At 63.9% G+C, this 19251-nt stretch carries 19 protein-coding genes and 1 other RNA gene; 14 read left to right on the top strand and 6 right to left on the bottom strand.

What is annotated here, in order from left to right; genetic code table 11:
• Window positions 1-56 precede the first annotated feature (56 nt).
• Both ACQ4WR_RS06435 and lgt read left to right on the top strand, forming a co-directional pair.
• Window positions 57-965 (top strand): LysR family transcriptional regulator, encoded by a 909-nt coding sequence (locus ACQ4WR_RS06435; RefSeq protein WP_436486053.1) that lies wholly within the window; start codon window positions 57-59, stop codon window positions 963-965.
• A 93-nt stretch (window positions 966-1058) separates the two neighbouring features.
• Window positions 1059-1889, top strand: a complete 831-nt coding sequence (gene lgt, locus ACQ4WR_RS06430) for a prolipoprotein diacylglyceryl transferase (protein WP_436486052.1) — start codon at window positions 1059-1061, stop codon at window positions 1887-1889.
• A 9-nt stretch (window positions 1890-1898) separates the two neighbouring features.
• On the opposite strand, the gene ACQ4WR_RS06425 is transcribed toward lgt, so the two are convergent.
• The 5 genes from ACQ4WR_RS06425 to ACQ4WR_RS06405 form a co-directional block, all read right to left on the bottom strand.
• Complete coding sequence (locus ACQ4WR_RS06425; RefSeq protein ID WP_102292684.1) at window positions 1899-2363, bottom strand: EVE domain-containing protein; 465 nt, start codon at window positions 2361-2363, stop codon at window positions 1899-1901.
• 92 nt (window positions 2364-2455) lie between these two features.
• A non-coding RNA gene (gene ssrS, locus ACQ4WR_RS06420) (6S RNA) lies at window positions 2456-2633 on the bottom strand.
• 201 nt (window positions 2634-2834) lie between these two features.
• A complete protein-coding gene (locus ACQ4WR_RS06415; protein WP_034747344.1) occupies window positions 2835-3146 on the bottom strand; it encodes a cell division protein ZapA in 312 nt (103 codons plus the stop codon).
• Complete coding sequence (locus tag ACQ4WR_RS06410) at window positions 3146-3409, bottom strand: DUF904 domain-containing protein (protein ID WP_099378049.1); 264 nt, start codon at window positions 3407-3409, stop codon at window positions 3146-3148. The genes ACQ4WR_RS06415 and ACQ4WR_RS06410 overlap by 1 nt, the downstream gene beginning before the upstream one ends.
• 156 nt (window positions 3410-3565) lie before the next feature.
• Window positions 3566-4312: a hypothetical protein gene (locus tag ACQ4WR_RS06405; RefSeq protein ID WP_436486050.1), complete on the bottom strand. Its 747-nt coding sequence runs from the start codon at window positions 4310-4312 to the stop codon at window positions 3566-3568.
• Window positions 4313-4828: 516 nt separating this feature from the next.
• On the opposite strand from ACQ4WR_RS06405, the gene groES reads away from it, so the two are divergent.
• The 5 genes from groES to ACQ4WR_RS06380 all read left to right on the top strand — a co-directional run bounded on the left by groES (window position 4829) and on the right by ACQ4WR_RS06380 (window position 9941).
• Window positions 4829-5119, top strand: coding sequence for a co-chaperone GroES (gene groES / locus ACQ4WR_RS06400; RefSeq protein WP_010400979.1), 291 nt, complete (start codon window positions 4829-4831; stop codon window positions 5117-5119).
• Window positions 5120-5169: 50 nt separating this feature from the next.
• Window positions 5170-6819: a chaperonin GroEL gene (groL, locus tag ACQ4WR_RS06395; RefSeq protein WP_010400981.1), complete on the top strand. Its 1650-nt coding sequence runs from the start codon at window positions 5170-5172 to the stop codon at window positions 6817-6819.
• Window positions 6820-7120: 301 nt separating this feature from the next.
• Window positions 7121-7594, top strand: coding sequence for a hypothetical protein (locus ACQ4WR_RS06390; RefSeq protein ID WP_436486048.1), 474 nt, complete (start codon window positions 7121-7123; stop codon window positions 7592-7594).
• Window positions 7595-7652: 58 nt separating this feature from the next.
• Window positions 7653-8285, top strand: a complete 633-nt coding sequence (locus tag ACQ4WR_RS06385; protein WP_102292686.1) for a GNAT family N-acetyltransferase — start codon at window positions 7653-7655, stop codon at window positions 8283-8285.
• A gap of 81 nt (window positions 8286-8366) precedes the next feature.
• A complete protein-coding gene (locus ACQ4WR_RS06380; RefSeq protein WP_102292687.1) occupies window positions 8367-9941 on the top strand; it encodes a POT-type proton-dependent oligopeptide transporter in 1575 nt (524 codons plus the stop codon).
• Window positions 9942-10054: 113 nt separating this feature from the next.
• Here ACQ4WR_RS06380 and ACQ4WR_RS06375 read toward each other — a convergent pair whose 3' ends face one another.
• On the bottom strand, window positions 10055-11698 hold the full coding sequence (locus ACQ4WR_RS06375) for an alpha-D-glucose phosphate-specific phosphoglucomutase (RefSeq protein WP_436486046.1): 1644 nt from the start codon (window positions 11696-11698) through the stop codon (window positions 10055-10057).
• 475 nt (window positions 11699-12173) lie between these two features.
• Here ACQ4WR_RS06375 and ACQ4WR_RS06370 point away from each other — a divergent pair, with 475 nt between their 5' ends.
• From ACQ4WR_RS06370 to ACQ4WR_RS06340, 7 genes are all read left to right on the top strand, one after another.
• Window positions 12174-14435, top strand: coding sequence for a TonB-dependent siderophore receptor (locus ACQ4WR_RS06370; RefSeq protein ID WP_436486044.1), 2262 nt, complete (start codon window positions 12174-12176; stop codon window positions 14433-14435).
• Between the two features lie 72 nt (window positions 14436-14507).
• Window positions 14508-15254, top strand: a complete 747-nt coding sequence (locus tag ACQ4WR_RS06365; protein ID WP_102292690.1) for a DUF4198 domain-containing protein — start codon at window positions 14508-14510, stop codon at window positions 15252-15254.
• 2 nt (window positions 15255-15256) lie between these two features.
• Window positions 15257-15592: a DUF3649 domain-containing protein gene (locus ACQ4WR_RS06360; RefSeq protein WP_436486042.1), complete on the top strand. Its 336-nt coding sequence runs from the start codon at window positions 15257-15259 to the stop codon at window positions 15590-15592.
• Window positions 15589-17211 carry a PepSY-associated TM helix domain-containing protein gene (locus tag ACQ4WR_RS06355; protein ID WP_436486040.1) on the top strand — a complete coding sequence of 541 codons (1623 nt, stop codon included), beginning with the start codon at window positions 15589-15591 and terminating at the stop codon, window positions 17209-17211. The genes ACQ4WR_RS06360 and ACQ4WR_RS06355 overlap by 4 nt, the downstream gene beginning before the upstream one ends.
• Window positions 17211-17564 (top strand): DUF3325 domain-containing protein, encoded by a 354-nt coding sequence (locus ACQ4WR_RS06350; protein ID WP_436486122.1) that lies wholly within the window; start codon window positions 17211-17213, stop codon window positions 17562-17564. Before ACQ4WR_RS06355 ends, ACQ4WR_RS06350 begins: the two co-directional genes overlap by 1 nt.
• 153 nt (window positions 17565-17717) lie before the next feature.
• Window positions 17718-18260: a sigma-70 family RNA polymerase sigma factor gene (locus ACQ4WR_RS06345; RefSeq protein ID WP_102292694.1), complete on the top strand. Its 543-nt coding sequence runs from the start codon at window positions 17718-17720 to the stop codon at window positions 18258-18260.
• Window positions 18257-19222 carry a FecR domain-containing protein gene (locus tag ACQ4WR_RS06340; RefSeq protein ID WP_436486038.1) on the top strand — a complete coding sequence of 322 codons (966 nt, stop codon included), beginning with the start codon at window positions 18257-18259 and terminating at the stop codon, window positions 19220-19222. Before ACQ4WR_RS06345 ends, ACQ4WR_RS06340 begins: the two co-directional genes overlap by 4 nt.
• Window positions 19223-19251: the final 29 nt, after the last annotated feature.

Genomic DNA, 19251 nt, shown 5'->3' with positions numbered 1-19251 from the left:
CACGCGTCTGTGAGTCGTTTTACATATCACAGCAATCAGTCCGCATGGAAACGCATATGAACCTTGAACTGCGCCAGCTGCGCTATTTCGTCACCGTCGCCGAGGAGTTGCACTTCGGCCGCGCCGCCGCGCGCCTGCACATGACGCAGCCGCCCCTGTCGCAAACCATCATGGCCCTGGAAGACCTGCTGGGTGCGCCCCTGTTCCTGCGCACGCGGCGCGAAGTGCAGCTGACGCCAGCCGGCACTGCCCTGCTGCCCGAGGCGCGCCGGCTTCTGGCGCAGGCGCAGGATTTATCCGCGCTGGTGCAGCGGGCCGCCCAGGGCACCGCCGGGCGCCTCAGCCTGGCGTTCGTCTCGTCGGCCGACTACAGCGTACTGCCACCCCTGCTGCGCGCTTACCAGGCAGCCTATCCGCAGGTTCAGATCGCGCTGCAGGAAGCCACCTCCGACCTGCAGCTCGATGAACTGCTGGCCGGGCGCACGGATGCGGGCCTGCTGATCCCGCCGCTGCCCGAGAAGGCGAAAGGGGAACTCGATTACCTGCCCGTGCTGGCCGAACCGCTGGTGCTGGCAGCGCCGTCCGGCCTCGACATATTGAATACACCGGGACCCGTGCGCCTGCGCGACGTGCCGCCCCTGCCCTTGATCGTTTTCCCGCGCGCCATCTCGCCCGCCCTGCACGACGCGATCCTCGGCGTATTCCGCGCAGCGGGCATCACGCCGCAGATCGGCCAGGAAGCGATCCAGATGCAGACCATCGTCAGCCTCGTCTCGGCTGGCATGGGCATCGCGCTTGTGCCACAATCGGTATCGAATCTGATGCGCCCCGGCGTAGAATACAGGCCGCTGCAGGACGCCACGCCGCTGGTGGAAACGGGCCTGGCCTGGCGCCGCGACAATCCGTCGGCCGTCCTGCAAGGTTTTCTGGCGCTGCTGCGCAAGCAGATGGCCGATGCTGGTTAAACGCGGCGCAATACATTAAGGGGCGGCTAAGGCAGAAAACCGCCGGCGCCCCCATACTACGCAACCTTGGCTTTAAACAAAGAAAGAACTCCAATGCTGATACACCCGATGCCTGACCCGATAGCCATCCAGATCGGCCCGCTCGCCGTGCACTGGTACGGCCTGATGTACGTGCTGGCCTTTGCCCTGTTCATACTCCTGGGCAGAGTGCGCATCAAGCAGCCGCATATCGCCAAGCTGGGCTGGAAGAAGGAGGATCTCGATGACATGCTGTTCTACGGCATGCTGGGGGTGGTGATCGGCGGACGCCTGGGTGAAGTGCTGTTCTACCGCCCCGAATACTTCATGCACAATCCGCTGGAAATCTTCATGGTCTGGCATGGCGGCATGTCCTTCCATGGCGGCTTCCTCGGCGTCATCCTGGCCATGTACCTGTGGAGCCGCAAGTCGGGACGCAACCTGTTCGACGTACTCGACTTCATCGCCCCGCTGGTGCCGCTCGGCTACGCGGCCGGCCGCCTGGGCAACTTCATCAATGCCGAACTGCCGGGCCGCATCGCGCCGGACACCCTGCCGTGGGCCATGCAGTGGCCGGGCATTCCGTATCCCGTGCATCCGTCGCCCCTCTACCAGATGCTGGTCGACGGCATTTTGGTTTTCATCATCCTGTGGCTGTTTGCGCGCAAGCAGCGTCCGCGCATGGCCGTGGGCGCCATGTTCACCCTGCTGTATGGCTGCGCGCGCTTCTTCACCGAATACTTCCGCACGCCAGACTGGGAAGTCGTGTGGCTGGGCGTGCCGATCACCTCGGGACAGATGCTGTCGCTGCCGATGATCGTCGGCGCCATCGTGCTGCTGGTGTGGGCGCATAAAAGCCAGGTGATGGGCACGCCGCCCACCAAGGCGCGCCCGGCGGACGCATAAGAAGCCGCGTCAGGCCTTCAATTTACCCGTAATCACCTTCCATTGCGCCGGCGTCACCGGCGTGATGGACAGGCGGCTGCCCTTCTTCAGCAGCAGCATGTCTTCCAGCTCCGGCATCTGGCGCATCTCCGACAGGGGCAGCAGCGCCGTCTTCTTCACGCCGCGCACATCGACGCTGATCCAGCGCGGCTGTTCCTGCGTGGCCTTCGGATCGAAATACTTGCCACCTTCTTCAAACTGGCTATGATCGGGATAGGGCGTGCTGGCTACTTCGGCCACGCCCGCCACGCCCGGCTGCGGGCAGCTGGAGTGATAGAACAGCACGCCGTCGCCCACCCGCATGCCATCGCGCATGAAATTGCGCGCCTGGTAGTTGCGCACGCCAAACCAGGGCAAGGTGTGCCCGGGCGCGGCCATCAGGTCGTCGATGCTCACTTCGTCGGGTTCGGATTTCATCAGCCAGTATTGTTTCATGTGCATTCCCTATCAAAAGCAACAGGCGTAAAAAAACGGTTGCGCATCAATGCTGCAACCGTTTTCAGTTTGTACTGCAAATATACTGCGAATTGGGCCCCGCCTGTGCCGCTATGCCGGCATCCCGAACCAAACGGTTCAAGGTGGTCACGTTAGTTCAATTTCGGGTTCGTCGAACGAGCGACGCTCACTCCCATCAAACAAAATTCGCAACCGATGCGCATAAATGGTTCAAGGAATATATGGCAATCGCGAACACCGCAGGGTAGACACAAGTTTACTCCTTTGATCGCGCATCGCAAAGACAAATCGTACCGTGTCCGCTTAAAATCCAATTAATAACACGGAACAAAACCGTGGCGAGCGGCGATGAATTGTGGCCAAGAAGCGCAGCTGTGCTTGCACGGGGCCGCCGAGGGAGCGCGCATCGCAGGCCGCAAGTCGCGACGCGCAGTAGGTTTGGTTCGGTGTTTAAAAAAGGTTTTCCTGGGGCGTCAGAGCGCTGTCCAGGACGGTATGCATGGCCGAGATTTTCTGCTTCACTTCGAGGATGGTCAGTTCCGACAGCGGACCTTGCGGCGACTTCACGGACAGGAATTCCGCGGCCACGCCCAGGGCGGCCAGCACGGCGATGCGGTCATTGCCCTTGACCTTGCCCGCGTCGCGGATGGCTTTCATTTTGCTGTCCAGGTAGATCGCCGCTTCGCGCAGCGCGCGCTCCTCGCCATCGCGGCACACCATGCTGTAGGACTGGCCCATGATATTCACATCGACACGCGGCATTACGCTTCCTTCTCGTTCTCGGCAATGTAGGCGCCCGCTTCCGAAGCGGCTTGCTCCAGGCCGGCCTGCACCAGTTCCGGAATTTTTTCCAGCAAGGCTTCCACGCGCTCCTGCGCTTCGCGCATGCGTTGCACATACTGCGCGTTGTCGGCGGCCAGGGCGGCATTGTCCTTGCGCAGTTGCGCGTTTTCACGGCGCAGCGCATGGGTCATTTCGGCCAGCAGGCCTATTTTGTCGGATAATTCATTGAATTCGGAAATCATCCCGCCACTATAGGGCGGACGCTCCATGGGCGTCAATCGAATCACGCGGCTGTCACACATATTTACATCAATGCAGGGCAGTTGGCGGAAAATACACGCTTTTTCCGGCGCTTTTCGCCAACTGCGCGCATCTGCCAGCGCCGCGATGGCAGCGTTTTACTCGTCGACGTAATCGGCTTCGATATCCAGTCCGCCATAGCGGTTTTCGCAAGAGCGGCGCGTCAAGGTCTGTTGTCCGCCCTTGCCGTCAAGCACCATCGTCAAGTCGCGGCAGGTACGGCTGTAGCTGCCGGGTTTGGCGTCCGTGCCCGAGGGCGTCAGGCGTACCGCCAGCGGTAGCGCATTGCCCAGGCCCTTGTTGCTCCACTGGCGCGTCTTGCCATCCTCTTCATCCTTCAGGGTGCGCACTGCTGCCTTCAGCAGCGAGGCCTGCTCTTTCGCGTTCAGCCTGGCCACCGTCACGTCGGACAGGAACGGCGGAGACACGACGGGCGCCGGGTCCTTGCCCTGCACATCCCAGCGCCCGCTGTTCTGCGAACAGGTGCGGCGGCTGAGGTCCTGCGTCTTGTCGGCCGCCGTGACGACGAATTTCAGGTCGCGGCACACATGCGCCTTCAGGCTGTGCTCCGTCATGCCGGAGTTGCTGAAATTGTACGTGACCTTCACCAGCACGCCATTGTCGGCGCCGTTGTCCCACACATGGGCTTGCTGATCGTCATCGTCCTTGTTCAAGTCGTTGAACAGCTCGTTCAGCAGCGTCTCTTTTTCCAGCGGCGTCAGGGTGGCCACGGTGATCTCGTCGAGAATGGTGGCAGGCTGTGCAGTGGCATTGCCCAGGCAGGCGAGGCCGAGGACGGCGGCGCCCAGCAGGCGCAGGGCGGGACGGGAAAGAATCGATGGCATGGTGAGTGAGCTTTCAGGTGCGAATGGCGATATTGATATGCAATTCTAATCATCTTATCAAAGTCCATAGCAAAACTCTGTTTCCCATGCGTACAGGAACGCCCTCCGCCTGACGGGCATGCTAGAGTCGCGCCTGTTGCTGACGCCCGGGAACGAGGCTTGCGTTTGCGCAAACCCTGAGTAAATGCAGGCTGCGCGGAACAAGTATCAATATGTTCCCCTTGAATAAGCCCCCTACCGTCCCTATAATTAGCACTCGTTAGTAGAGAGTGCTAACAAACTCTTTCGTAGCAATCCTCAGGACATGATGGTGCATGCCGGACAACAGCAGGGAACGCTACGCGGCGGGCGACGCCGCGATGCCACCACTGCCCAGGCTGGTACGTACTGATGCCATGGGGTTTGCTTGACCGTTGCGGGCTGCTTTCAACGGCGGTCACTGAAAGCACGCCTGGCGCTGTGCCAGGCATGTATTCATTCAGCAACACTTATCCATTGAACTTTAAGGAGTTTTGTATGAATCTGCGCCCATTGAACGATCGCGTCATCGTCAAACGCCTCGACCAGGAAACCAAAACTGCGTCCGGCCTCATCATTCCTGATGCAGCTGCTGAAAAACCGGATCAAGGCGAAGTCCTTGCCGTAGGCAATGGCAAGATTCTCGACGACGGCAAAGTCCGTCCTCTGGATGTCAAAGTGGGCGACCGTGTCCTGTTCGGCAAGTACGCCGGCCAAACCGTCAAAGTTGACGGCGATGAGCTGCTGGTCATGCGCGAAGAAGACATCATGGCGATCGTCGTCAAGTAATTGTTTCCACGTTTTAGATAACTCATTCCGAAATTTCTGGAGAATTGAACATGGCAGCTAAAGAAGTAGTATTCGGCGACGCAGCGCGCGCCAAGATGGTCGAAGGCGTCAACATCCTCGCCAACGCAGTCAAAGTGACCCTGGGCCCGAAAGGCCGCAACGTGGTCCTGGAGCGCTCGTTCGGCGCCCCTACCGTCACCAAGGATGGTGTCTCGGTAGCCAAAGAAGTTGAACTCAAAGACAAGCTCATGAACATGGGCGCGCAAATGGTCAAGGAAGTTGCTTCCCGCACCAGCGACAACGCCGGCGACGGCACCACCACCGCAACCGTGCTGGCCCAAGCCATCGTGCGCGAAGGCATGAAGTTCGTTGCCGCCGGCATGAACCCGATGGACCTGAAGCGCGGTATCGACAAAGCGGTTGCCGCGACCGTCGAAGAACTGGCGAAAATCGCCCGTCCTTGCACCACCACCAAAGAAATCGCCCAAGTTGGCGCGATCTCGGCGAACTCGGACTACTCGATCGGCGAGCGTATCGCTGAAGCGATGGAAAAAGTCGGCAAAGAAGGCGTCATCACCGTGGAAGACGGCAAGTCGCTGAACGACGAGCTGGACATCGTTGAAGGCATGCAGTTCGACCGCGGCTACCTGTCGCCATACTTCATCAACAACCCAGAGAAACAAGTTGCCGTACTGGACAGCCCATTCGTCCTGCTGTGCGACAAGAAAATCTCGAACATCCGTGACCTGCTGCCGGTACTGGAACAAGTCGCCAAAGCTGGCCGTCCACTGCTGATCATCGCGGAAGACATCGAAGGCGAAGCGCTGGCCACCCTGGTTGTGAACAACATCCGCGGCATCCTGAAAACCTGCGCAGTGAAAGCACCTGGCTTCGGCGACCGCCGCAAAGCCATGCTGGAAGACATCGCTGTCCTGACCGGCGGCCAAGTGATCGCTGAAGAAGTCGGCCTGACCCTGGAAAAAGTGACCCTGGCCGAACTGGGCCAAGCGAAGCGCATCGAAGTGGGCAAGGAAAACACCATCGTCATCGATGGCGCCGGCGAAGCTGCCTCGATCGAAGCACGCGTGAAACAAGTGCGTGTACAGATCGAAGAAGCGACCTCGGACTACGACCGTGAAAAACTGCAAGAGCGCGTCGCCAAACTGGCTGGCGGCGTTGCCGTGATCAAGGTTGGCGCAGCCACCGAAGTCGAAATGAAAGAGAAAAAAGCCCGCGTTGAAGATGCACTGCACGCGACCCGCGCTGCCGTGGAAGAAGGCATCGTGCCAGGCGGCGGCGTAGCCCTGCTGCGCGCACGCGCCAACATCACGGTCAAGGGCGACAATCCTGATCAAGACGCTGGTATCAAGATCGTCCTGCGCGCAATGGAAGAGCCACTGCGCATGATCGTGCAAAACGCTGGCGAAGAAGCTTCGGTCGTCGTGGCAGCCGTATTGGCTGGCACGGGCAACTACGGCTACAACGCTGCCAACGGCACGTATGGCGACATGGTTGAAATGGGCGTCCTGGACCCAGCCAAAGTGACCCGTTCGGCGCTGCAAAACGCCGCTTCGATCGCTTCGCTGATGCTGACGACCGACTGCATGGTCTGCGAAATCGCTGACGACAAGGCAGGCGGCGGCATGGGCGGCGGCATGGGTGGTATGGGCGGCATGGGCGGCATGGACGGCATGATGTAAGTCCGGCGGCCACGCGCGCAGGCGACGGCGCGCGCAGCCGCCTACGCCGGGCGGCAGCTGGCAGGCCAAAAGCTGCCAGCGCCTTCCCGGCAGCCCCGAAAGCCATCTTCTACGGAAGGTGGCTTTTTTTTCGCCCAGGGATTTGGCAAGCCCGTTTGACAAACCCGTTTGGCAAACCCGTTTGGCAAACCCGTCTGCCAGGCCCGTTGTCAGCCCGTTGGCAGGGCCGGCGATTGCCCGCCTGCCCGTTTTGCTTTAGCATGGCCGCCATCATCCACCCTTATCCCGTCATCACGCCACCATGCCGCCACGCGCCTCTTCTTCCAAAACCGCCATCATCGCCGGCATCCTGGCCGGCTTGCTGGCCGCCGGACTCGGCGCTTTTTACCTGCAGCAGTCCACGCCGCAGGACGGCAAGGCGCCGGCCGCCAGCAGCGGCGCGCCCGCCGCGGAGCACAGTGCGCGCGCCATCGATGCGCTGATGGCTTTGCCGGAAATCAAGGCCTGGTCGGCGCACATCGAAAAAGCCTCGGGCGGCCGCGCGCATGGCGCCGTGATGGAAACGGCGCCCGAGACGCGCCTCGTCGATGGCGCCGCCTACTATCAGCTGAGCTTTTTTGAAAGCACGCCGGAAGCGGCCCACCGCTGGGAAAGTTTCGTCGTCTCGCCCGATGGCAAGCGCATCCTCGTCGACGATAGCGTCAGCGGCGACTTGCTGAGCCTGGAACAATGGCGCAAGGACAGCGCGCCCATGCAGCGCATCGCCACCCAGTAACGCCCCCTCGCGCTGGCGCCCGCCGCGGCGCCATGCATGCGCCCATCCGGCACCAGGCATGCCCCCAAGCCCCCGCCGCAGCGCACGGTTTACTTTCCGCCATCAAAGCCCGATACTCGGCGGCATGCCAGCCACCACCGTTCGCCCCCTCACCCCTGACGACGCTTGCGCCTACCGCGCGCTGCGCCTGCAGGGCATCGCCGAATTGCCGGCCGCCTTCTGCACCACGCATGCGGCGGAAAGCGCCGTGCCGCTGGCGCAGATCGCCGAGCGCTTGCGCACGACGCCGCACCAAATAATGTTCGGCGCATTCGCGGGACCGCAGTTGCTCGCCATTGCCGGCCTGCGCCGCGAGCCGATTGCCGTGCTGCACGACAAGGCCAGCCTGTGGGGCATCTATGTGGCGCCGCCGGCACGCGGCCAGGGCACCGGGCGGCAACTGGTACAGGCCGCCATCACACACGCCTGCGCCGTTCCCGAACTGGCCCTGCTGCGCCTGGCCGTGGCGCACGACAACCACGCGGCGCTCAAGCTCTACCTGCGCTGCGGCTTCACGCTGGCCAGCGAACAGGCGCGGCTGGACATGCTGCAGATGCAATTCTTGCTGCCCCGTCCCGCGCAAGCGGGCGTCGCAGATGCCAAAAATAATGTCTTTATGAAAATCAATACCTTACAAATCCTTGCGAAATAACCAAGATGCCGTTTTTTCTGTTGCAAGCAAGCGCAACAGGCCTTAGCATCGCGGCTTACAAAAAATACTTGGGGAGAGCCAATGTCATCGGCCGAGACACACACCGCCACGGGCAAAATGCCGCGGCAAATTCCGTACATCATCGCCAACGAGGGCTGCGAACGTTTCAGCTTTTATGGCATGCGCAACATCCTGACGCCATTCCTCATCAGCACCTTGCTGCTGATGATCCCGATCGACCAGCGCACGGGCGAAGCCAAGCACGTCTTCCACACCTTCGTCATCGGCGTGTATTTCTTCCCCCTGCTGGGCGGCTGGCTGGCCGACCGCTTCTTTGGCAAGTACAACACCATTTTCTGGCTCAGCCTCGTGTATTGCGCCGGCCATGCCTGCCTGGCCATCTTTGAAAGCAGCGTCAACGGCTTCTATTTCGGCCTGTTCCTGATCGCCTTCGGCTCGGGGGGCATCAAGCCGCTGGTGGCCTCGTTTGTAGGCGACCAGTTCGACCAGACCAACAAGCACAAGGCCAAGCTGGTGTTCGACCTGTTCTACTGGATCATCAACTTTGGCTCCTTCTTCGCGTCGCTGCTGATGCCGCTGTTCCTGAAAAAGTATGGCCCGTCGATCGCCTTCGGCATCCCCGGCCTGATGATGCTGGCCGCCACCATCGTCTTCTGGATGGGCGCCAAGAAATACGTGCACGTGCCGCCAGCGCCGCCGAACCCCGATTCGTTCACCCGCGTGGCCCGCACCGCCCTGCTGGCGCGCGTCGATGGCGGTTCGCGTCCCGGCCTGTACGTGGCCTACGTCGGCGTGATCGGCGCCCTGTATGCGTTCTACAGCATTCCTGAATGGGGCTTCGTGATTTCCGCGTGTACCGCGCTGGTCTTGCTGCTGGCCTTCGGCAGCATCGGCACGGCCATGCAGCTGGAACGCGCACGCGGCATCCACCCTGACGAAGCCGTCGAAGGCGTGCGCGCCGTGCTGCGCATCCTCGTCATCTTCGCCCTCGTCACGCCGTTCTTCTCGCTGTTCGACCAGAAGGCCTCGACCTGGATCGTGCAGGCCAACACCATGGAAAAACCAAGCTGGTTCCTGCCAGCGCAGATGCAGGCGCTGAACCCGATGCTGGTGATGCTGCTGATCCCGTTCAACAACCTGGTGCTGTACCCGATGCTGAACCGCTTCGGCTGGGAAGCGACGGCCCTGCGCCGCATGACGGCCGGTATCGGCTTTTCCTCGCTGGCCTGGATCGTCATCGGCTTGCTGCAACTGGCCCTCGACAGCGGCAGCGCCGTCTCCATCATGTGGCAGATCCTGCCGTATGCCCTGCTGACGTTCGGCGAAGTGCTGGTCTCGGCGACAGGCCTGGAGTTTGCCTACAGCCAGGCGCCCGTCTCGATGAAGGGCGCCATCATGAGCTTCTGGAACCTGTCGACCACCGTCGGCAACCTGTGGGTACTGATCGTCAACCGCAGCGTCATGAACGAAGGCGTGATCGGCAAGATCGCCGAAAGCGGCATCAGCGTGACGGCCTTCCAGATGTTCTTCTTTGCCGCCTTCGCCGCCGTCGCCATGCTGGCTTTCGGCCTGTATGCGAAGCGCTACAAGATGGTGGACAACTACCGCCAGGCGGTGGTGCCGGGCAAGGCGTAATCATACAAGTAGGTCGGATTAGCCCGAAGGGCGTAATCCGACAACGCTGCTGACAATGTCGTCGGGTTACGCGTGGCGATGCCACGCTAATCCGACCTGCGCGTCCTTCTTTTTTACGTCGTCACCGTGGGCGCATCGCGCCCCGTGCGCTCGCGGATCTGCGCGACCTGCTGCGCCACCGCGATCAGCCCCCCCAGCGCTTGCTGCGTCGGGATGTCGTGCTGCGCCGTATCGGCTTCGTAGCGTTCCAGGTACAGGCGCAGGGTGGCGCCCTGCGTGCCCGTGCCGGACAGGCGCAGCACGATGCGCGAACCATCCGTCATGATGATGCGGATACCCTGCTGCGTGGCCACCGAACCGTCGACCGGGTCGGTATAACTGAAGTCGTCGGCCATCGCCACCGTGTAGCCGTCGAACTGCTGGCCAGGCAAGGATGCCAGCCGCGCGCGCACGGCCGCCATCAGCTGCTGCGCGCCGGCGCTGTCGATGTCCTCGTAGTCGTGGCGCGAATAGTAGTTGCGGCCATACGCGGCCCAGTGCGCGCGCACGATCTCTTCCACCGATTGCTGTTTTTCCGCCAGCAGGTTGAGCCAGAACAGCACCGCCCACACGCCATCTTTTTCACGCACATGGTTCGAGCCCGTGCCGTAGCTTTCCTCGCCGCACAGGGTGGCCATGCCGGCGTCGAGCAGGTTGCCGAAGAACTTCCAGCCCGTCGGCGTCTCGAAGCACGGGATGCCCAGCGCGCTGGCGACCCGGTCAGCCGCGCCCGACGTCGGCATGGAGCGGGCGATGCCTGTCAAGCCGGCGCGGTATCCCGGCGCCACCGTGGCGTTGGCGGCCAGGATGGCCAGGCTGTCCGAGGGCGTGACGTCGAAGCGCCGGCCGACGATCATGTTGCGGTCGCCATCGCCATCGGAAGCGGCGCCGAAGTCCGGCGCCTCATTCACGCCATCGTCACCGGCCATGATGGCGATCAGCTGGTGCGCGTTGACGGGGTTCGGGTCCGGATGGCCGCCGCCGAAGTCTTCCAGCGGCACGCCGTTGATGACGCTGCCCTTGGGCGCGCCCAGCATGCCTTCCAGGATGGCCGTGGCGTACGGGCCGGAGACGGCGTGCATGCCGTCAAAGCAGATGCGCAGGCCGCCCGCGAACAGGGCGCGGATGGCGTCGAAGTCGAACAGCTGCTGCATCAGTTCCGCGTAATCGAGCACCGGATCGATCACCTCAACGGCCATCTGCTCGATGCGCACGGTGCCCAGGGCATCGAGGTCGATGTCGGCCGCGTCGCTGATGCGGTATTCGCTGATGCTCTGCGTGCGCGAAAACATGGCTTCCGTGACCTTTTCCGGTGCCGGGCCGCCATTGGCGATGTTGTACTTGATGCCGAAATCGCCATCGGGTCCGCCCGGGTTGTGGCTGGCCGACAGGATGATGCCGCCACTGGCGCCGTGCTTGCGGATCACGCAGCTGACGGCGGGCGTCGACAGGATGCCGCCCTGCCCCAGCAGCACGCGCGCATAGCCGTGCGCGGCCGCCATGCGCAGCACCGTCTGGATCGCCGTGCGGTTGTAATAGCGGCCATCGCCGCCCAGCACCAGCGTCTGGCCACGGCAGTCGCCCAGCGTGTCAAAAACGCTCTGCACGAAATTTTCCAGGTATTGCGGCGCGCTGAACACGCCAACCTTCTTGCGCAAGCCCGAGGTGCCAGGCTGCTGGCCGGCGACCGGCGCCGTGTTGATGATTTGAATAGCCATGTTGCCTCCCTAATAACTTCCCATGTTAACGCATGCGTGGCCAGCGGCAAAGCGTCGTACGCTTGCGAGGGTGCGTCAGCACGCTTAGCGCCGCATCGCCACCTGCCTGGCTGCACATACCCGCACGGGAGGCAGTGCCCGCGCGCGGTGGCAGGAACTGCTGAACTTCTGCTGACGCGGCAACCGCCTGCCCTGCGTTGGCCGCGCTTGCTTGCTGCCTAATTGCAACAGCCTACTCTTGCATGTCTCACAAGCTGACACTATAATAAGAATAGTTCTCATTCACATTTGGACCTCGACGAGGTCTGCACTAAACCTCTCACGCCTGCCGCCATCGCCGGTGCGTCGCCAGACTGGCATGAGAGGTGCGCGGCTGGATGACACGCTGCGCCAGCCAGGCCCTACCGCCAAGCAAGCCTCCCATATCAAAAACGCCAGCCGCACGACGGCAGGCAAACGAGAAGAAGGATCTTTCATGGCGCGAGTACATTCGCGGACCGGCATGGTTGCCGGCCCGTTTTCCCCACCCGTTTCCCAGCTTGCCCTGCGTCCGCTGGCACTGGCCGTGCATTCCGCCCTGCTGACGCTGGTGCTGGGCGCAGGCGCGGCCTGGGCAGCCGATGCGCCCGCCACGCCGGACGAAACAACCTTGAGCGAAATCAAGGTACTGGGACAGCAAGACAAGGCGTCGACGGAGCACACAGGGTCCTACACCACCAAGCAGATGGCCACGGCCACGCGCATGGGCCTGTCCATCCGCGAAACGCCGCAATCGATTTCCGTCGTCACGCGCCAGCGCATGGATGACATGGGCCTGAACAGCCTGGCCGAGGTGCTGGTGCAGTCGACGGGGGTGACGGTGCAGGAAAACGACAGTGAACGGACGAATTTTTCCGCGCGCGGCTTTTCCATCGGCAATTATCAGATCGATGGCGTGGCCGTCAATTCGGGCAGCAATGCGCTGTTCGACACGGCCATCTATGACCGCATCGAAATCGTGCGCGGCGCCACGGGCCTGGTCAGCGGCAATGGCGACCCGTCGGCCACCATTAACATGCTGCACAAGCGTCCGGGCAAGGAATTGGCCGCCTCGGCCGGCATGACGGTGGGCTCCTGGAGCAAGGTCCGCCTCGAAGGCGACATCAGCGCGCCATTGAATGCCGACGGCAGCATCCGCGGAAGAGTCGTCGTGGCGGGCCAGAACCGCCACTCCTACATGGACCTGTACAAGGAACGCAAGCTGGTGGGCGCCGTCATCGTCGAGGCGGACCTGACGCCGGACACGCTGCTGACGGCCGGCATCGACTACCAGAAAAACACGCCGAAGGGCACCAGCTGGGGCACCACGCCCCTGTTCTTCGCGGACGGCACGCCGGCCAACATGCCCCGCTCGTTCAACATGGCGGCCAAGTGGAGCAGCTGGGAGCGTGCATTCGAGAACAAATATGTCTACCTCGAACACCGCTTCGCCAACGACTGGAAGATCAAGGCCGCGTACGGCCGCCTGGACAGCTCGTCGAACGGCAAGCTGTTCTACGGCGGCAGCGGTTATCCGAAGCGCGACGGCAGCGGCCTGGAAGTGTGGAGCGGCGCCTTCCCCTACGATGAAAAACAGGACAACTTCGACCTGTCGGCCAACGGCACCTTCCCCCTGTTCGGCCGCCAGCACGACCTGGTGCTGGGCGTGAATGGCTGGAAGCGCACGGGCACGACGAATGAAACCCTGCTGCCCGATCCGCTGCCCTACGCCACCCGCATCCCCGACTTCCGCAACTGGACGGGCGACGTGCCCGAGCCGGTACTGACGCGCACGGGCGCGCGCGACGTCGCCACGACAAAACAGTCGGGCGCCTTTGTCGCCACGCGCATCAACGTCATGGACAATCTGAAGGTGCTGGCCGGCGCGCGCGTCTCGAAGTGGGAAACGTATAACAACCGCTACGACGCCAAGGGCAATTTCGTCAAGCGCAGCTCGGCCTACAAGACAGACGATGTCGTCACGCCATACGCGGGCGTGGTCCTCGACGTGAGCAAGAACACCTCGCTGTACGCCAGCTACACGGACCTGTTCAAGCCGCAAAACCTGAAGGACAAGAACAACGCCTTCCTCGACCCGATCACGGGCAGCAACGTGGAAGCGGGCGTGAAAAGCGCATTCTTCGACGAGGCCCTGAATGCCTCGTTTGCCGTGTATGAGGCCAGGCAGGACAACCTGGGCGAGGAAGACAAGTCGGTGCCGCTGACTTTCGTGCTGCCCGATGGCAGCCGTCCGTATGTCTCGACCGGCAAGGGCACGAAAAGCCGCGGCTACGAAGCGGAAGTGTCGGGCAGCCCCCTGAGCGGCTGGCAGCTGTTCGCCGGCTACACGCACAGCAAATCGAAGACGGGCAAGGGCGTGGTGACCAACACCATCCAGCCGACCAACATGCTGCGCGCCTCGACCACCTACCGCCTGCCGGGCGCACTGCAGAACATCACCATCGGTGGCGGCGTGAACTGGCAGAACGAGATCTACACGACGGCCACCCTGCCGAACAAGACGAAGATACGCGTCAGCCAGGGCAGCTATGTGCTGGCCAACCTGATGGCGCGCTACCAGATCACGCCCAAGCTGGCCGCCACCTTGAACGTCAACAACCTGTTCGACAAGACGTATTTCCGCCGCGTGGGCTTCTATAACGGCGGCTATTACGGCGAACCGCGCAACGTGGCACTGAACCTGCGCTACCAGTACTGATGCACCATGCCGGCCGCGTTCTCCGGGACGCGGCCGTTTTACCATTTCCTATAAAAAGATAAGGGATACACCATGCACATCGCTACCATCGCCCGCCGCGGCGCCCTCTCCGCCGCCTTGCTGGCCGGCGTCTTCGCGGCCGGCACGGCCAGCGCGCACCAGATCTGGCTGCAGCAGGACGGCAAGTCGGCCAGCGTCTACTTCGGCGAATTCGGCGACAACCTGCGCGAAGCGTCGCCCGGCCTGCTGGACAAGTTCAGCATCAGGAACGTGACGTGGATCTCGCCGTCCGGCAGCAAGCCCCTGCAGGCCAGCAAGACGGCCGGCGCCTTTGTCCTGAACGGCAAGGTGGCGGCCGGCGAAAGCATCATCGCCGAGGAGCGCCACTATCCGTCATGGGAAGAGAAAAAGGATGGCAAGGCCACGCGCACCGTGTGGATCCCCGCCGCGCGCCTGGTCGCCGACGGCAAGGCGCAGGCCGCCGCGCTGACCCTGGACCTGGTGCCGACCGGCACGGCAGGCCAGTTCCAGGTCAGCTACCAGGGCAAGCCGCTGGCGCAAGCCAAGGTCAACGCCGTGGTGCAGTCGGGCTGGGGCAAGGAAGCCTGGAGCGACGCGCAAGGCCTGGTCAGCTTCCCGCTGCCATGGCAGGGTACCTATGTGCTGGAAGTGCAGCACACGGACAAGCAGGCCGGCCAGCACGAAGGCGTCGCCTATGACAAGGCCATGTATGTGACCACCCTGAGCCTGGTGCAGCCGCAAGGCGTAGCGCCGCTGCCTGCCGGTCCGGCCCTGCCACCCAGCAAGGATCACGACTGACCATGCAAGCGCCAGCCATCACTAAAATGCCGCGCCTGCGGCTCTCCGCCGGCGCCGCGTACCGGTTCGGCGTGGCCTCGCGCAGCGTGGCCGCCATCGTCGGCGGCTACGTGCTGGCCGCGCTGGTCACCATGCTGCTGTCGGTGAGCCTGCCCATGGCCCGTTCCGAAGCCGTCATGACGGCTACCCTGCTGTCGTTTGCCATCTACACCTGCGCCGTGATGTGGGTCTTCGCCACCGGCAGCGCCCTGCGCGCCTGGCTGGGCCTGCTGATCCCGGCCGCCATCATCGCCGCCATCCTGCAATGGATGGACGCCTTATCCTGGAGTCTCGCATGAAAGAAGGTTTTCGCCAGTCGATGGCATGGCTGCACACCTGGTCCGGCCTGCTCGTCTGCTGGATCCTGCTGCTGGTGTTTTGCGCCGGCACGGCCAGCTACTACCGCAATGAAATCACCCTGTGGATGCAGCCCGAACTGCACGGCGCCGCCGCCAGCAAGGTGACGACGGAAGAAGCGGCCAGGGTGGCGCAACAGGCGATGCAAGAGCGGGCCGAAGGCGCCACGCGCTGGTTCATCAGCCTGCCCGGCGAACGCAGCCCCGCCACGCAGCTGGGCTGGAGCAAGCCGTCGAAACCCGGTGAAAAGAAGCGCGGACGGCGCGGCAATTTTCACAGCGAAAAAGCCGACCCGGCCACGGGCGAAGTGCTGTCCAAGCCGCGCGAGACGCGGGGCGGCGAATTCCTCTACCGCCTGCACTTCGACCTGCACTACATGTCGGCCATCTGGGGCCGCTGGATCGTGGGCTTCTGCGCCATGTTCATGTTCGTCTCCATCATCAGCGGCATCGTCACGCACAAGCGCATCTTCAAGGACCTGTTTACCTTCCGGCCGAAGAAGGGCCAGCGCTCGTGGCTGGACGCGCATAACGTGACGGCCGTGCTGGCCCTGCCCTACCACATCATGATTACCTACACGGGCCTGGTCACCTTGATGTTCCTGTACATGCCGTCCGGCGCCACGGCCGCCTACAAGGGCGACCAGGACGCCTTCTTCGCCGAAGCCTTCCCGGGCCGCTCGGGCGACAGCAAGCCGGCCGGCGTGGCCGCGCCGCTGACGCCGCTGGCGCCCCTCGTGCGCCAGGCGGAACAGCACTGGGGCGGCGGCAAGGTCGAGCGCATTTCCGTCAACCATCCGGGCGACGCCAACGCCACCATCTCGCTGACGCGCGCCGGTGGGCGCGCCATGTCATCGAAGCAGCCGTCGATGGAATTCGATGGCGTCTCCGGCAAGCTGTTGTCAGCCGATGGCGACACGCAGCCCGGTGCGGCGGCCACGCAAGGCGTGATGGTGGGATTGCACGTCGCGCATTTCGGCGGCCCGCTGCTGCGCGCCCTGTTCTTCCTCTCCGGCCTGGCCGGCTGCGCCATGGTGGCCACGGGCGCCTTGCTGTGGGCCGTCAAGACGCGCCAGAAGCAAGCCAAGGCGCTGGCCGCCGGCAAGCGGCCCAGCTTCGGCCTGCGCCTGGTGGAGGCGCTCAACATCGGTGCCATCGCCGGCATCCCGATCGCCTTCGGCGCGTATTTCTGGGCCAACCGCCTGCTGTCGGTGACGATGGAAGACCGGCCAAAAGAGGAAATCGCCTGCTTCTTCGGCGCCTGGGCCCTGGCCGCCATCATCGCCCAGCTGCGTCCATCGCGCACCATGTGGCGCATGCAGCTGGCCGTCGGCGCCTTCCTGCTGGCATCGCTACCCGTGCTGAATGTCTTCACCACCGGTTCGCACCTGGGCGTGACCCTGTTCCTCGGCCGCGGTCCCGTATCTGTGGCCGCCTTCGACCTGGTGGTGCTGGTGCTGGGACTGGGACTGGCATATGCGGCGTTCAAATTGAAACCGCTGCCGCTGAAGGCCGCCAAGGCGGCACCGGTGAAACCGGCGCAAACGATGGAGGCCGCGTGATGGAACTGCTTGCGAACTTCCTCGTCTTTGCCCTGTGCTATGCGGGCCTGTCTGCGCTGTGCCTGGCCATGGACCGCCATTACGCCGACTTGCACGGACGCGGCGCCGAACCGCCCGCGCCCCTGCGCCGCCGCCTGCAGTGGACGGGGTGGCTGGCGCTGGCGGCGGGCCTGGCCTGGGCCATGCACATCGCCGGCGGCGGCTATGGCCTGGTGTACTGGGTCGGCAGCCTGACGGGCTGCGGCTTGCTGCTGATCTGGCTGCTGCCCTATGCGCCGCACCAGGCCATGCGCCTGGCGCGCGGCATCGGCGGCGCGGCCGTCCTGGCCGCCATCGCGCTGGCCGTGCTGTAGCGTTTATGCTGTGCCGCCACCCGCGTGGCTGCCGGCGCGTGGCGGCAAGCGCGTGGCGGCTAGCGCGTGGCGGCCCAGCAACAACGCATTGCGCCGGCGTGCCCATCGCGTTAAAATGAGAATAATTCTTATTTGCATTAAGGCTTCCCCGCCATGCCAGGCAGTCCGTTCGCGCCCACTCCCTTGCTGCCGACGCAGCTGGAAAGCCACTACCGTGCGCACCACGGCTGGCTGGCGCACTGGCTGCAGCGGCGCCTGGGCAATGCAGCCGAGGCGGCCGACCTGATGCAGGACACCTTCACGCGCCTGCTGCAAGGCGCGCCCGCGCAGCCGCAGACGCCGGCCCTGCGCGCGCCCAAGGCTTACCTGGCCACCGTCGCCAAGCACCTGCTGATCAACCATTTGCGGCGCCAGTCGCTGGAACGGGCCTGGGCCGAGGCGCTGGCCGCCCTGCCGCAGCGGCACCAGCCGTCTGCCGAACAGCGCGCCGAAATCCTGCAGGCGCTGCAGGCCGTTGACGCCATGCTCGACGGCCTGAAACCGAAAGTGCGCGCCGTCTTCATCCTGGCGCAGATCGAAGGCCATGCCTACGCCGACATCGCCGCGCAGCTGGGCATCGGCGAGCGCTCGGTGAAGCGCTACATGGCCGAGGCGCTGACCGAATGCGTGCTGCTGGCGCCGGATCTGCTGGCATGAGCGCCGCCGCTGCGCCATCCCCTCCCCCATCTCCCCCGCTGTCGCGCAGCGTGGCGCGCCAGGCCGTCGAATGGTATCTGCTGGAGCAGTCGGGCCAGGCCACGCCGGACGACCTGGCCGCCAGCGCGCAGTGGCGCGCGCTCGACCCGGAACACGCGCGCGCCTGGAGCCGGGTGCAGCAGGTAAGCCAGACGGCCGGCCTGCTGCCGCCCGCGCTGGCAGCACCCGTGCTGCGCCGTCCGCAGCGCCGCGCCGCCATGCAGATCCTGCTGGCGCTGATGGCGGCACCCGCCGCCTGGCTGCTGGTGCGCCATGAACTGCTGGCCGATTACCGCAGCGGCGTGGGCCAGCGGCGCGACATTTCCCTGCCCGATGGCGGCGCATTGGTCCTCAATACCGATAGCGCCGTCGACCTGGCGTATGGCGCCGCCGAACGCCTGCTGACCCTGCGCCGCGGCGAAGTGCTGGTGCAGAGCCGCCCCGACCATGCGGGCAGCCGACCCTTCATCGTCGCCACCTGCCATGGCCGCATCCGCGCGCTGGGCACGCGTTTCACCGTGCGTGTCGACGACGACGGCTGCCGCGTGACGGTACTGGAACACGCGGTGGAAATCACGCCGCGCGCGCCCTCGGCCACCGTGCGCACGGTGGCGGCTGGCCAGCAAAGCCGCTTCGATGCCCATCACGCCAGCCTGCCTGCGCCGGCGCCGCTGCAAGCCGACGCCTGGGCGCGCGGCATGCTGGCGGCGCAGGACATGCGCCTTGACGCTTTCGCCGACGAACTGTCACGCTACCGTCCCGGCCTGCTGCGCGTCGAGCCGCAAGTGGCGGGCTTGCGTCTGTCCGGTGCCTTCCAGCTGGACGACACGGAGGCGGTGCTGGACAGCCTCACGCGCATGCTGCCCGTCGACGTGCTGTACCGCACGCCGTACTGGGTCACCATCGCGCCCCGCAAAAAATAATTCTTAAAAGTTGGCCCTTTTTGCCGGCA

Origin of the sequence: Janthinobacterium amylolyticum, assembly GCF_051380655.1 — a bacterium.
Classification (GTDB): Bacteria; Pseudomonadota; Gammaproteobacteria; order Burkholderiales; family Burkholderiaceae_D; genus Janthinobacterium.
The sequence above is the reverse complement of the archived record's forward strand: the minus strand, read 5'-3'. Positions and strand labels throughout refer to the sequence as shown.

What these genes read in the sequence shown, in the direction of transcription:
- ACQ4WR_RS06435 (WP_436486053.1), top strand. Translation starts at nt 57, where the DNA reads ATGAACCTTGAACTGCGCCAGCTGCGCTATTTCGTCACCGTCGCCGAG.
- lgt (WP_436486052.1), top strand. Translation starts at nt 1,059, where the DNA reads ATGCTGATACACCCGATGCCTGACCCGATAGCCATCCAGATCGGCCCG.
- ACQ4WR_RS06425 (WP_102292684.1), bottom strand. Translation starts at nt 2,363, where the DNA reads ATGAAACAATACTGGCTGATGAAATCCGAACCCGACGAAGTGAGCATC.
- ACQ4WR_RS06415 (WP_034747344.1), bottom strand. Translation starts at nt 3,146, where the DNA reads ATGCCGCGTGTCGATGTGAATATCATGGGCCAGTCCTACAGCATGGTG.
- ACQ4WR_RS06410 (WP_099378049.1), bottom strand. Translation starts at nt 3,409, where the DNA reads ATGATTTCCGAATTCAATGAATTATCCGACAAAATAGGCCTGCTGGCC.
- ACQ4WR_RS06405 (WP_436486050.1), bottom strand. Translation starts at nt 4,312, where the DNA reads ATGCCATCGATTCTTTCCCGTCCCGCCCTGCGCCTGCTGGGCGCCGCC.
- groES (WP_010400979.1), top strand. Translation starts at nt 4,829, where the DNA reads ATGAATCTGCGCCCATTGAACGATCGCGTCATCGTCAAACGCCTCGAC.
- groL (WP_010400981.1), top strand. Translation starts at nt 5,170, where the DNA reads ATGGCAGCTAAAGAAGTAGTATTCGGCGACGCAGCGCGCGCCAAGATG.
- ACQ4WR_RS06390 (WP_436486048.1), top strand. Translation starts at nt 7,121, where the DNA reads ATGCCGCCACGCGCCTCTTCTTCCAAAACCGCCATCATCGCCGGCATC.
- ACQ4WR_RS06385 (WP_102292686.1), top strand. Translation starts at nt 7,653, where the DNA reads ATGCCCCCAAGCCCCCGCCGCAGCGCACGGTTTACTTTCCGCCATCAA.
- ACQ4WR_RS06380 (WP_102292687.1), top strand. Translation starts at nt 8,367, where the DNA reads ATGTCATCGGCCGAGACACACACCGCCACGGGCAAAATGCCGCGGCAA.
- ACQ4WR_RS06375 (WP_436486046.1), bottom strand. Translation starts at nt 11,698, where the DNA reads ATGGCTATTCAAATCATCAACACGGCGCCGGTCGCCGGCCAGCAGCCT.
- ACQ4WR_RS06370 (WP_436486044.1), top strand. Translation starts at nt 12,174, where the DNA reads ATGGCGCGAGTACATTCGCGGACCGGCATGGTTGCCGGCCCGTTTTCC.
- ACQ4WR_RS06365 (WP_102292690.1), top strand. Translation starts at nt 14,508, where the DNA reads ATGCACATCGCTACCATCGCCCGCCGCGGCGCCCTCTCCGCCGCCTTG.
- ACQ4WR_RS06360 (WP_436486042.1), top strand. Translation starts at nt 15,257, where the DNA reads ATGCAAGCGCCAGCCATCACTAAAATGCCGCGCCTGCGGCTCTCCGCC.
- ACQ4WR_RS06355 (WP_436486040.1), top strand. Translation starts at nt 15,589, where the DNA reads ATGAAAGAAGGTTTTCGCCAGTCGATGGCATGGCTGCACACCTGGTCC.
- ACQ4WR_RS06350 (WP_436486122.1), top strand. Translation starts at nt 17,211, where the DNA reads ATGGAACTGCTTGCGAACTTCCTCGTCTTTGCCCTGTGCTATGCGGGC.
- ACQ4WR_RS06345 (WP_102292694.1), top strand. Translation starts at nt 17,718, where the DNA reads ATGCCAGGCAGTCCGTTCGCGCCCACTCCCTTGCTGCCGACGCAGCTG.
- ACQ4WR_RS06340 (WP_436486038.1), top strand. Translation starts at nt 18,257, where the DNA reads ATGAGCGCCGCCGCTGCGCCATCCCCTCCCCCATCTCCCCCGCTGTCG.